13 protein-coding genes and 1 tRNA gene are annotated in these 12,881 nt (G+C 32.5%); 8 read left to right on the top strand and 6 right to left on the bottom strand.

The features are described 5' to 3' along the window. Positions 1 to 4 precede the first annotated feature (4 nt). Positions 5 to 1,225 carry a tyrosine--tRNA ligase gene (gene tyrS / locus HGI79_RS05180; protein ID WP_185649597.1) on the top strand — a complete coding sequence of 407 codons (1,221 nt, stop codon included), beginning with the start codon at positions 5 to 7 and terminating at the stop codon, positions 1,223 to 1,225. A gap of 298 nt (positions 1,226 to 1,523) precedes the next feature. On the opposite strand, the gene rimI is transcribed toward tyrS, so the two are convergent. The 4 genes from rimI to HGI79_RS05160 are packed head-to-tail and all read right to left on the bottom strand — an operon-like array spanning position 1,524 to position 4,474. Then, complete coding sequence (gene rimI, locus HGI79_RS05175) at positions 1,524 to 1,973, bottom strand: ribosomal protein S18-alanine N-acetyltransferase (protein WP_185649596.1); 450 nt, start codon at positions 1,971 to 1,973, stop codon at positions 1,524 to 1,526. Beyond that, positions 1,966 to 2,679 (bottom strand): tRNA (adenosine(37)-N6)-threonylcarbamoyltransferase complex dimerization subunit type 1 TsaB, encoded by a 714-nt coding sequence (gene tsaB, locus HGI79_RS05170; RefSeq protein WP_185649595.1) that lies wholly within the window; start codon positions 2,677 to 2,679, stop codon positions 1,966 to 1,968. Before tsaB ends, rimI begins: the two co-directional genes overlap by 8 nt. Positions 2,680 to 2,682: 3 nt before the next feature. Then, complete coding sequence (gene tsaE / locus HGI79_RS05165; RefSeq protein ID WP_185649594.1) at positions 2,683 to 3,138, bottom strand: tRNA (adenosine(37)-N6)-threonylcarbamoyltransferase complex ATPase subunit type 1 TsaE; 456 nt, start codon at positions 3,136 to 3,138, stop codon at positions 2,683 to 2,685. A gap of 58 nt (positions 3,139 to 3,196) precedes the next feature. Continuing rightward, complete coding sequence (locus tag HGI79_RS05160) at positions 3,197 to 4,474, bottom strand: HD-GYP domain-containing protein (RefSeq protein WP_185649593.1); 1,278 nt, start codon at positions 4,472 to 4,474, stop codon at positions 3,197 to 3,199. A gap of 212 nt (positions 4,475 to 4,686) precedes the next feature. On the opposite strand from HGI79_RS05160, the gene HGI79_RS05155 reads away from it, so the two are divergent. From HGI79_RS05155 to HGI79_RS05125, 7 genes are all read left to right on the top strand, one after another. Beyond that, positions 4,687 to 5,637 carry a metal ABC transporter solute-binding protein, Zn/Mn family gene (locus HGI79_RS05155; RefSeq protein ID WP_313885183.1) on the top strand — a complete coding sequence of 317 codons (951 nt, stop codon included), beginning with the start codon at positions 4,687 to 4,689 and terminating at the stop codon, positions 5,635 to 5,637. A gap of 137 nt (positions 5,638 to 5,774) precedes the next feature. Then, positions 5,775 to 5,850, top strand: a tRNA-Trp gene (locus tag HGI79_RS05150). A 159-nt stretch (positions 5,851 to 6,009) separates the two neighbouring features. Next, positions 6,010 to 7,020 (top strand): tyrosine-type recombinase/integrase, encoded by a 1,011-nt coding sequence (locus tag HGI79_RS05145; RefSeq protein ID WP_185649591.1) that lies wholly within the window; start codon positions 6,010 to 6,012, stop codon positions 7,018 to 7,020. Positions 7,021 to 7,641: 621 nt separating this feature from the next. Beyond that, the gene (locus HGI79_RS05140) at positions 7,642 to 8,214 is read left to right on the top strand and encodes a recombinase family protein (RefSeq protein ID WP_185649590.1); all 573 of its coding nucleotides are present in this window, start codon (positions 7,642 to 7,644) and stop codon (positions 8,212 to 8,214) included. Between the two features lie 313 nt (positions 8,215 to 8,527). Next, complete coding sequence (locus HGI79_RS05135) at positions 8,528 to 8,830, top strand: DUF3888 domain-containing protein (protein ID WP_241428141.1); 303 nt, start codon at positions 8,528 to 8,530, stop codon at positions 8,828 to 8,830. 169 nt (positions 8,831 to 8,999) lie between these two features. Continuing rightward, positions 9,000 to 9,302 (top strand): hypothetical protein, encoded by a 303-nt coding sequence (locus HGI79_RS05130; RefSeq protein WP_185649589.1) that lies wholly within the window; start codon positions 9,000 to 9,002, stop codon positions 9,300 to 9,302. 128 nt (positions 9,303 to 9,430) lie between these two features. Beyond that, entirely contained in the window at positions 9,431 to 9,625 is a 195-nt protein-coding gene (locus HGI79_RS05125; RefSeq protein ID WP_185649588.1) for a hypothetical protein, read from the top strand. 740 nt (positions 9,626 to 10,365) lie between these two features. Here the strand turns inward: HGI79_RS05125 and HGI79_RS05120 are convergent. Both HGI79_RS05120 and HGI79_RS05115 read right to left on the bottom strand, forming a co-directional pair. Then, entirely contained in the window at positions 10,366 to 11,766 is a 1,401-nt protein-coding gene (locus HGI79_RS05120; protein WP_185649587.1) for a LysM peptidoglycan-binding domain-containing protein, read from the bottom strand. A 23-nt stretch (positions 11,767 to 11,789) separates the two neighbouring features. Beyond that, the gene (locus HGI79_RS05115; protein ID WP_185649586.1) at positions 11,790 to 12,572 is read right to left on the bottom strand and encodes a glycoside hydrolase family 75 protein; all 783 of its coding nucleotides are present in this window, start codon (positions 12,570 to 12,572) and stop codon (positions 11,790 to 11,792) included. Positions 12,573 to 12,881: the final 309 nt, after the last annotated feature.

Below are 12,881 nucleotides of genomic sequence, written 5' to 3'. Positions count from 1 at the left end.
GAAATTGCCTAACGTTTATAATACGTTACTAGAACGTGGATATATAAAGCAGCTAACTCACGAAGAGGAAATAAAAGAATTATTAGAAAAGGAAAAGGTAACATTTTACATAGGTTTTGATCCAACTGCAGATAGTCTTCATGTTGGACATTTTTTGCAAATGATGGTTATGGCACATATGCAAAGAGCAGGCCATAGACCTATAGCTCTAATTGGAGGCGGTACAGCCATGGTAGGTGACCCAAGTGGTAAAACCGACATGAGAAAGATGCTAACCAAAGAACAGATAGAACATAATGCAGAAAGCTTTAAAAATCAATTTTCAAGGTTAATTGATTTTAGTGATGGAAAAGCTATAATGGAAAACAATGCTAATTGGTTGATGGGGCTTAATTACATAGAATTTTTAAGGGAAGTAGGAGCACTATTTTCTGTAAATAGAATGCTTGCGGCTGAATGTTTTAAGCAAAGATTAGAAAAAGGATTATCCTTCCTTGAATTCAACTACATGCTAATGCAAGGATATGATTTCCTTGAGCTTAACAGGAGATATGGCTGCGTTCTTGAAATGGGCGGAGATGATCAATGGTCTAACATATTAGCAGGTACTGATTTAATAAGAAGAAAAGAAGCTAAAGCAGCGTATGGTATGACCTTTACGCTTTTAACTAACAGTGAAGGTAAAAAAATGGGTAAGACAGAAAGTGGAGCAGTATGGCTTGATAAAGATAAAACATCACCGTATGATTTTTATCAATATTGGAGGAATGTTGGTGATGCAGACGTTGAGAAGTGTTTAGCTCTTTTAACATTCCTACCTATAGATGAAGTTAGAAGGCTTGGAGCACTTAAGGATGCTGAAATAAATGAAGCTAAAAAAGTATTAGCTTTTGAGGTTACTAAGCTTATTCATGGCGAAGAAGAAGCTCAAAAGGCAAAAGTAGCTGCAGAAGCACTATTCTCTGGTGGTCAAGACATGAGTGCAGTGCCTACTGTTACTGTTAAAGAAGACTCATTAGGAGGCACTATACTGGATTTACTTGTATCTACAAAAATTGTGCCATCTAAGAGTGAAGCTAGAAGATTGGTACAACAAGGTGGACTTACAGTAAATGATGAAAAGGTAACAGATGCTAATATGATAGTGACAAAGGATAACTTTAAGGATGGAAGTATGTTAGTAAGAAGAGGTAAGAAAAACTATAATAGAATACTTGTAGAATAATATAGATAACCGTGCCCGAAATTTAACTTATACTCCGGAATATGCTGCCAAACTTCGGCACGTTAAAAATTTTTAATCAGTCTAAAGTTCGTGTTTCTGAAAATCTAAGAAGCATTGATAAACTCGTACCTCAAACATATCAAAGCTCCTAAGATTTTCTAAAAACACTTCACTAAGACTGATAAAAAAGTTTTTAAAAGTGCCTTCAGTTTTGGCATTATATTCCTACGTATAAGTTAAATTTAAGTTATGGGTATCGATAAAAAAACAAGGATTGAAAATTTCAATCCTTGTTTTTTTATATGTTATGCTTCCACATTATTATGGCATCTTCTTTGTTATCTGCATAGTAGTTTTTTCTAATGCCATCTTCTACAAATCCATACTTTTTATACAGGCTTTGAGCTATGATATTAGATTTTCTTACCTCTAAAGTCATACTTACTGCAGCTTCTGTTTTACATATTTTAATTAAGGCTTCCAGTAAGAGGTTGCCAACACCTATGCCTCTATGTTCTGGATGAACTGCAATATTAGTAATGTGACCTTCATCAAGAATGAGCCACATGCCAGCGTAGCCAATTACAAATTCACTTTTTTTAGCTACAACATATCGCGCAAACTTATTATTTTCTATCTCTTTTATGAAGGAGCTTTTACTCCAAGGAGTGGGAAAACTCAAACAATCTATAGCAAGTACGCTGTCAATGTGCTGTAGGCTTAAAGAAGCTATTTCAATATCATTCATTTTTTATAGACTCCAACTTTTCATCATATTCTCTCTCAGCTTGAGATTTTCTAATATAGAAAGGAGAAAAGGAATATAAATCATCAGATATTCCTTGGTTTAGAAGGTTTAATCCCAATTCACCTAGAGAAGCAGCTTTAACTACATTAAGGTGTACAGGAGAGAATGTAATATCCCTCATATTCAGCATTAAGTGTTCCTTAAAATTAGGAATTGCATCGCCTATAAAATACACTGGTTCATTGTGTTTGTTTAACATAGATATCAAATCATCTATAGAAATAATCATATAATCACTTATAAGTTTCAATTTTTCATCTTGAAATTTGTATAGCGCTGTATAAACATTGCCTCTAAGTGCATCAAGAATAGGGCAAATAATACCAGGGGTATACGCTAAGTTGTATGCTAAAGCATCTAAAGATGAAACTCCAACAAAAGGTTTACCGCTGCCTTGGCTTAGTCCTTTTATAACAGATGCACCTATTCTAAGACCTGTAAATGAACCAGGTCCCTTTGAAACAACAAATCCATCTAAAGAACCTATGTTAAGTTGTATATTTTTTAATAGTGTATCTATCATAGACATAACTACCACAGAATGTTGTTTTTTATAATTAAAGGTTATTTCTCCTAGTAACCTGTTATCATCTAATACAGCACAAGTTGCTGACTCTGTAGCTGTATCTAAACTTAAAATTTTCATATCTTATTTTAACTCCTTTATATGCTCATATCTGTCACCGTAACATTTTATTATAACTTTTCTATAGTCCGTACCTAGATCAAGAGCTTTTTTAATCTCTATTTCTATACGTTCCTTAGGAATTAGATCTTTTATGTAATTGGACCATTCTATGATACTTACAGCATCACTAAAAATATATTCGTCAAACCCTATAAGTTCTATCTCATCAGGATCGTTAACCCTATATACATCGAAATGATAAAGCTTTAATCTACCAGTATATTCATTTACAATGGTAAATGTAGGACTGGTAATAGGTTCATTTATACCAAGACCTCTTGCAATACCTTTTGTAAAATGAGTTTTACCAGCACCTAGGTCTCCGTTAATACATATAATATCACCGCTATTTAAAAGAGCGCCTAACTTTTTACCTAACTCAATTGTGCTATCAGCATTGTTAACAATAAACTCCATATTAATTCACCTCATAAATATTTTATCCAAAAGTGTACAAAAAGAAAAGAAACTTAGGCTATGAGTAGGACTTATAACTATATAGGGTATCTTTTAAATATGACAAAGCTGTGTTGCAGATAAAGCCTTCAGAAACCATATTATTCATTATGGCAAAAGCTTTCTCATTACCAAGTCCTTTTCGATATGGCCTATCTTCGGTTAAAGCTTGGTATATATCACAAACGGCCATTATACGAGATTCTTCAGTTAGTTGCTCACTATTTAGACCTCGAGGATAGCCACTGCCATCGAGTTTTTCATGATGATTAGATGCCCAATCAATAATGTTTCCTAGATCTTTTATTCTATCAAGAATAATTTTTGTATAATAAACATGAGATTTTATAATAGCAAATTCTTCTTTAGATAAGGAGCTATCTTTATCTAAAATTGTAGAAGGTATCGCAAGCTTTCCAATATCATGAAGTAAACCTGCAACTTTCATTTGTAGGCACTTTTCTTCAGGATATTCTAGAAATTTCGAAACAGTGTAGGCTAGTTCTCCAATTTTTATGGAATGTGCTGCAGTAAATTTACTCTTGTTATCTATAATATTAGAAAAAATATAAGCTATATCCTCAAACTGATTTAAGTCTAACAGCATATCTATCTTTGGAGCTATATTATCAAGAATAAATCCCATATAGTTAATATTCTCAACATTAAACCAAAACATATCATTTGAAGCAGCTTTAGTAAAAGCCTCAACTAGTAATGGAGAAAATATAGTTTCAGATCTATCTTTAATCCAAGAAATAATTTGGAATTTTTGTTTAAAAGCTGGCATACTTTCACTATACAATACTTCGATTAAATCAGAAATTCGAATTATTTGGCTCTCTATAGGAATGAAACTACCTTTTAAATTCATAGGACCACTTCCATCAAAATTTTCATGATGGTTTAATATTATATTAGACATATCGTGAAAGTAGGGAAATGATTTAGTTATGCTTGACCCAAGATTACAATGAGCTTCTATAAAGGTATCTGAAAAATGTATATCATATAAATAGTTAGTAGCATCTATATGATATAAATAGTTAGTAGCACCTATATCATGCAGTAGTGCAGAAATATATAATAATTTTAGCTGATGATCAGTTAAATTTAAATGCTTTGCAATTTCTAATGAAATATATGTGGTTCTTTGAGAATGATGCATAAATTGATGAGCTGAATAGTTAACGTTGGTTACATTTTCTATTACCGGAACCGCTGTAGTTGTACTAATTTGTGATAAGTCTAAGGCTATAGATATTGCTCTTATTATTTTATCCATGCTAATGTTCATAGTTAAACCTCGCTAAACTTTTTAGAAAATAGTTTATATTAATTTTAGCATAACTGTAATAAGTATTAAATATTTTGGCAATTATTTGTAGTAATAAATTACAATTTATAATTGTGTAAATATTTATTACCGTTTGCATTGTTAAATTATATTATGTAGAATATATAGTACAGGTTTATTTTTATAAGTTACTAGGTTATTTTTATATTGAGGTGAATAGTTTGAGTAAAAAACTAATAATATTGCTTTGCTTTTTTATAGTATTTTTAATTAGTTGTGGAAAACAAGTAAAAAACAAAACAGAAAATACTGAAAGTGCTAAGTTGGAAACTAAAAATGATGTTGATCTAGCGATTATTACTCCAGACAAGTTAACGTACTACATGATTAAAGATATAGTTAAAGATAAACATTATGTAGAGTATATGTTTAAGAATAGGGATTCAGAAATAAATTTTCAGTTTTCAGCTGACAGCCTGGGTAACGTAGCAAAAAAAGATTTATTTATTTACATGGGAGCTGGATTTGAGCCCTGGATAAATGATTTCATAGACAAATTGAACAAGAGTAAGGTAGGCGTAATAAATATGTCCAGGGGCGTAAAGCTTCTCTCCTATAATAAAGTTATAAAGTACAAAGATACCGTATTAAAGGATAACCCATTTTACCTTTTAAATATAGATAACTATAAAGTTGCGTTAGTAAACATCAAAAATTCTATACAAGACAGAGATCCTAAGAATAGAGACTTATATGAAAAGAATTTTGCACAGGCGCTTAAAGATATTGAAAGTAGCCAAAAAGAACTTAAAGGTATTCGGGATAAGTTAGTTAACTATACATTTATAGTGCCAGAAGATGAATTAAGTTATTTTACGAAATACAATGATTTAAAAGTGTTAGATTTGAGTAAAGACTCAAACGGTATCATTACAATTAATGCAAATGCAAATTTAAATTTACAATTAAAGGATACAAAGGATAAGATATTTTTGTATAGTGATGAAGCTGTGTTAAAAGGAAATGATGCTTTAATAAAAGAGTATAATTTAAAGGTGATAAACATAAAAATATATAATGGAGAAATAAGGTATGGAGACATAATTAAGTATAATACTGAAAGTCTAAAAAAATTTTATGAAAGTGAGACTGTTAAGAGGTAAGATTACCTCTTAACAGGAAGTTTGGTGCTTTTAAGCCTTGGAGAAAGAGTAGCAAAAATATTGAATTCTAATATTTATATTAAAAATAAAAAAAGGTTGCATTTTATAAATATATGAGTTATAATTAAATACGTCTTAGGGGTATAGCTCAATTGGTAGAGTAGCGGTCTCCAAAACCGTTGGTTGCGGGTTCGATTCCTGCTGCCCCTGCCAGATGGTTAGAAAAGTAGTCTGACAGCTGATTTTTCAGCGAGTTGGGCTACTTTTTTCTTTTATAATCACATCTTTTTTATTACAAACCTTTAGCCTGTGTTTTGCGTATAAACCATTGGATAGTTCTTTATATAGTACAGCTAAATAAGGGAGAATACAATGGGTTGCAAGCAGTCTACACGTAAATTCAGAAAGCGTATTACAATGGATGGAGTTGGAGCAGAAATAGAACCGTTACATCAAGAAAAGGAGCAAAAAGACGGTTTTAATATTGGCGATTTTTTAAAGCTACATGAGCAGTTTATGACTGTGAAGAAGCTTGAAGGATTAGCAGGCAAGACAATCTCAGACCATTTGAATTTAATGGGATACTTTAAAAACTGGTTACAAAGCGAGGTAACGGATTACGAGAACCATGTCGTTGGAAAAGGGATATTTTTGCAATATATTGCTTATTTATTCCAGAAAGAATACAAGCCTTGCACAATAAATATCAGACTTAGAACAATTAAATGTTATTTAAGGTGGTTATATAACGAAAAGATTATTCCAGATGATGTATCAAGCAAAGTAAAGTTAGTCAAAGTTCCAAAGGATACGAAAGAGCCATTGACTGTAGCAGAAGTGAGAAAGATATTCAGAGTATTAGATTTAAAGATTTACTCACAATTTAGAGATTATGTTATTATGCTGGTTATCTTAGATTGTGGTGTGAGAATTAACGAGTTATTAAATGTTAAGATAGAAGATTATAACAGTACGGACAAGACTATTAAAATTAGTAGTGAAACAGCAAAGACAAGAGAAGCAAGGATTTTACCTATAAGTAGTAAAACAGCTAAATATCTGCGAAAGCTTATAAAAATTGCTGAGAATAACTATGAGGAATATATCTTCTGTAGTTCTCTTGGGGATAGAATACAGACACTTGCTGTTATTAAAAACTTTGAAAAGTACGGAAAGTGGGCTGGAATTACCCATAAACAAACAACACCTCACCAATATAGAAGGACATTCGCTGTAGAAGCTGTAAAGGCTGGTATGGATGTATTTACATTGCAAAAGATGTTAGGTCATTCAACACTGCTAAATAGTGTAAACCCTTTAAGAAAATATATAGGATGGAAAGCTTTAAGCATAAAAGAACTGATTTTGGGTAGAGAAAACTAAAAGCCACCTATTCGCAGTAGGTGACTTTAAATAAAATTGAATATCGTTAAATTAAACCTTAACAATCTCAACTATCACATTTATATTGTATTGAAAAAAATGGGATTTGTAAAGGCTTAGTTTCCTATTGTCTTTTTTAGGCAGTAGGTCAGTTATAAGGCACTGGAATAACTTAAAACAATCCAGTAGGTCAGTTGAGCCACTGCAAATAAATCAACTACAGAACGATAAACGCTGGACCCTTCTTCGGTGTGTTCTGTGTAAGGTGAGAACAGCCATTAAAGGTTCGGAGGTTACTTGGTGTGAGATATTCACAGGTAGGCATTGGCGAGTGTAGGACAAGTATTGCACGTTTTAGTTAGTGTTGCGAGAGCAGTAAACAAGAGGGGTATTTATAGGGCATAGCAAGGCTTTAAACCAACTATAAATTAATAGTTTATCTACTTATACAGTAATTTAAGATTTATTTTCTTTTTTACTTGTGTAGGTAGTTAAACTATTTTGAGAAACAAAAGCAGACATTACCCAACTATAAGAGATTATTAATCAAAAGTAAAGACTAAATTGAAATACAAGTGATAATTTAAAGGCTAACGCTCAAGAGACAAGGAGAGATTTAAAGTGAAAATTGGATATGCTCGTGTATCAACAATAGAACAAAACTTAGATAGACAGATTATAGCATTACAGGAAGCTGGTTGTGATGTTATTTATCAAGAGAAGATTACAGGAACTAAAATAGATAGACCTGAACTTAAAAAGATGTTGGCAGAGTTGCAGGAAGGGGATATAGTGATGGTAAAAGAGTTGACAAGAGTATCTCGTAGTACATTGGATATGTTGGATTTAGTGCAGCAGATTACTGCCAAGGGTTGTTATATAAAGTCATTAAGTGAGAATTGGTTAGATACTGCCAGTCCTACAGGAGAGTTGATGTTGACGCTTATGGCGGGAATAGCACAGTTTGAAAGAAGATTATTGCTACAAAGATGTGCAGAAGGTAGAGAAGTAGCAGTTGCCAAAGGTGTAAAAATGGGTAGACCTAAAACTGGAGGTAAACAAATGGATTTTGCAATAGAGCTGTACAGGAGTAAGACAATGAGTATCAGGAAAATTTGTGAAAGTACTGGTGTAAGTAAAGCAACACTATGCAGAAGATTGAAAGAGTTGGGATTGACATCACAGAGTACTTAAAATGTGGTGAAAATTTTTAATAATAGTTTTAGAAAAAAGGCACTTCCTTGGTAGAGGTGTCTTAACTGTATATTTAAGAATTGTGTTGAAGCGTATAGTATTATATTTATGTAAAAAATAAAATCAATGTCTATATGCTTGTATAAAATAGTATAATTTAATTATAAGTTATTACTGAATAGTATTCAAAATGCGTCACAGTATTTTGAAATACAATAGCAAGTTCTTTTTTATATTATAATTTTATGGTTCTATCATATAAATCCACTAATAAGAGAAACTATTTATAGAATACTCTTTGGAGGTGGTATTTTTGAAAAAAATTGTGTTTGTAGTAAGTATTTTAATAGTAATAACATCTTTTTCAATTCCATGTTCTGCCTATGAGTTAACCATAAAACAACCGTCTAAAATTGAGCAAGCCCAGTTAACAGAGAACTCGAAGGAAATTATTTATATAGACTTAGTTATTTCATTACTTGTTCCATATATGCAGAAAGAAATAAACAATTATTACAAAGAATATCTAACCGAACTGCCGATAATCTTTCCGTATAGTGTTGACATAGTAAATGTTGAAAGGCAAGGAGGAAGTGGATATATACCATTATCATAAGTATGATACGCTGGTTAGTACTATAGGGTTTTCTACTACATTAATTTCATTTTTACAACTTATTTATTGTAAAGTAAAAATAAGATTTAGGATGTAATACTCTTCTTTGGTCAATAATGGCAAGGTAACTCGTATTATAAAAGATTATATCGTTAAAAGGGGGGATAGTGTGGGAAATGAGCCTTCTAATAAAAAAGTTGGAAATATATTTGGTATTGTTTCTTTAGTAATACCTATAATTATGTTTTTACTTATATTAAATTGGTTTTTTAAAATAACTCCATATCAAAAGTTTGAGGGATTACCTTTAATGATAGCTCCATTTATAAGTCCTTTTGGATTTATTTTTGCATTTATATCGGTAAAAGTATCATCTAATAAATTTGGAAAATGGGGAATTATTAGTAACACTATATTGTTTTTTTTACCATACCTATATTGGTTTTTAGGAACTCTTATTTTAGGACCTTAATGATTAGTTCATGATATTCTTGTTTTGTAAAAAAATGGTAAGGAATTAAGAAGTAAAAATTACGAAAGAATACTGAAATGATACTCGAAGTTTAAAAAAGTAGTGGAAATAGGTTATCAGCTACAACTATGATAGGCTGTGCGGCTGAAAGATTATTAATACTATTATCAGAAGCATATTTGGAATACTTGAAGAATAATAGTACATCTCAACCAGAAATTGATAACTTCGAGAGAAAAGTTGTTAAAGCTGATAAAGCCCTAAAAGACTTGATGAACTTTATAAATACATATCGAATAAAGGTAAGTTATTTGAGGAATTAGGTTTTGAAAATCATACATTACATTTCTCATTCCTTGATGTAGTCAGACAGGTTAGAAATGACGCTGGACATCCAACAGGTGCAAAGTAAAGAGGAATTACACTGACATAAAAAGATAGGAGCGGTGATTAGTTCTACGAAGAACATTTCTCTGTTCCTTCTTTTTTATACTCTGGGGAATGAATAACTGATAATATGCTGTAAAATAACTTGCAGGGGTAGAGGTTGCCTTGCTGTATATTTTATTAACTGTAAGACTTCTGCTAAATATTTCTGTTGGTTTACTGTTAGTTGACTGTATGTTATAATTTTGATATAACCGTTACATTTATCAGAACGAAAACGGCTTTAAAGCCTTGAAATAACAGGGATTATGCACAGGAAAGACTTTATTCGGTCTCCAAAACCGTTGGTTGCGGGTTCGATTCCTGCTGCCCCTGCCAAAAACTTAAAAACGTGAGAATGAAGAGTTCTAGCGGGTTTTATAATCTGCTAGGACTCTTTTCCTTTATCTCTAAAATAGCTTTAATCCGTTGATGTGATTTACTTCTAAAATTTTAGAAATTGAGGAGTATCAATGCTTATAATTTATGAAGGAGTTCATGAAATAGCATATGAATTTTAAAAAAATAATAAATATTGGAGTTAAAGAAAGAAGTTGAGAATATGTAAATAGTGGCTTTACTATAAGTAGAAATGCTTAGAGTAAAGCCTTATTTTATAGATTATGTTCAGCAAATACTATTGAATGCTAGTATAGCTTAGTGGGAATTTGTTAAATAATGCATGTACTTTTTCAATTCCGCCCCATTGTTTAAATAACCACTGTGCTTCATTAATGACTTGCTCACGAGTTTTGAGTTTGCACCAGCCTTCACCGCTTTGGGAGAATACAATATATAATATTCCGTCTTCTGCTCCACCGATTTTGGGACTTGAAACAATGCCAATGTCTTCTGCTAAAGCAATTGAGCCTATTCCAAGCGAATCATCTGGTCCTACATCTGCTATTATCGCATAACCAATTTTGCTATTTAGGGTGTTAATAACTACACACAGATCTCCTAGCTTGGCATCCATCATATGGTGAGCAGGTAGTGCTATATAGGGAATACCAGCAGCATCTACATATCTAGTAGGGTCGTCTTGTGACTTGCTACAGTCCGAAAGGGCAGTTTTGGATATATAATATCCTGGAGCAGGGTCTTTAATACCTTGAATTAAAGGAATACCAGACTGATCAGTGACAAGCCCCCACCAGTATCCATCTCGGCCTGCGTTATCTAAAAATTCAAGTGCTAATTCATTGTCATTATGATAAGCTTTTGGTGATCCAGCGGCAGTCACGGACATCTTGCTCACAAAGAAAAAAATTCCTTCTTGGCCCAATTCTTTAAATACCTTTATAGTTTTATTTAGACCGAAATCATAAATAGAAAAAAACTCGCGTTTATTATTTATGGTAACATGATTTTGGGTAGGGGCAATAGTTTCGCGGAAACGTTCTCCGCGGACTTCAATAGTTAGAGTCTGACCTGCTTTTATATTCTCGCTAGCCAAGTTATTAAGTTGCATTATTGCCTGTTTAGTGGTGTTGAACTTTTCAGCGATAGAATCTAAAGTGTCACCTACCTCTACTGTATAAGTAGCAGCTGGTCTAAACTTAGTGTAAGGTATGTCAGAACGAGTTTCAATCCGCAACTCTTGCCCTGGAACTATAAGGTCACTGTATAGATTATTTAACTGCATTATTGCCTGTTTAGTGATGTTGAACTTTTGAGCGATTGAATCCAGAGTATCCCCAGTTTTCACTACATAGGTTGTTATTGCTCTTGAATGACGAGAACCCGGCTCAATTTTCATTTTTTGCCCTGGAACTATGATGTCATTTGACATATTGTTTAGCTGCATTATTGCTTGTTTAGTAGTGTTGAAGTTTTGAGCAATAGAGTCTAAAGTATCACCGGATTTTACTGTATAGGTTACTAGCGCTCTTGAATAAGACAAAGGGATAAAGAGTTTCTGACCTACATATAGTGTGTCAGATCTCATAGAATTTAATTTAAGCAATTCTCGTATACATACACCAAATCTTAGAGAAATCATGTATAAGCAATCTCCCGGTTGAACAACATACCACATAATACTTCTTCTCCTTTATAATCTTATTGCAGTATTATACCATAATTTTCTTTGAGTACGTATTGAGCCTGAGGCCATCCGCCCCATTTCTTGAAATAGCGATGAGCATCTTTGTTAACTTGTTCTACATTCTTAATTGTAGTTACCCCATTAGATGAATTCGGGAATATGATATACAGAATATTGTAAGGTTCAAATGCTTTATGTGGGGTTGGGGAGATATCCTTTATATTGAGATGTTTGCCAAGGTATATTGAGCCTTCACCTATTTTACCTGCAAATAATGTGTTACCACTAATTAGAGTTGTATTCTGCTTAGGTCCCCAATCAGCACAAATGGCATAAGCTGCTTTTTTGGTTCTTGTATTGATGACCACTCCATAATCTCCTAAACCCACCCAGTTTGTATTCCACGGTATTACATAAAAAGGTAAGGACTCACTAGTAAAGCATCTCCCGCATTGAGTGCCTGCATGCTCACAAATAGAAAAACATCCGGTTTTTTCCACAGCCATTTTACTCATAAAGAAAAAAGATGATCTGCAATTGTAGATTACAATATCCTTTTTTATATCCTTCTCTTTAAAAACGGCAAATTGAGTACCTTTTTTATTTTCTTCAAAATGTGGCCATGGTGTCGGGCCGGGATCAGGTTTCGTTTCTTGTGGAGCAGGTATCGTTTGTTGCGGACGTAAGTACTCTACTCTTGAAGTAGTATCCAGTATCTGATCAGCATTAGAAGCTGTTGAATTGTAATTTTTTGTAATTGGGCAAAGAGAATCATCTGGTTGTACTGTATATATCAATACTGTTACACCACCTTTCTAATTTTATATATTCAGTTTATTCATTAACTAAATATAATGTGAATATATTTTTAAAAGACTTGCTCGATGATCAGCTAGAGCCTATGATTTTAGCGATAAAATTTTTCAACGTTTGCACTAAAGTAGAAGGTAAGTTTTTCTCTATTTCTGAATTTTCACTGCTCTAAGGGCACATCCCGCGTTTCAGCTTTATTTTCACATGTTATTACTAAATTATTAAGATTTAAATGTCAAATCTTGAATGTTAAGGTAAAATAACGTATTATTAACATCAATTTAGTGGATTTT

The organism is Clostridium sp. DJ247 (assembly GCF_014231265.1).
The sequence above is the reverse complement of the archived record's forward strand: the minus strand, read 5'-3'. Positions and strand labels throughout refer to the sequence as shown.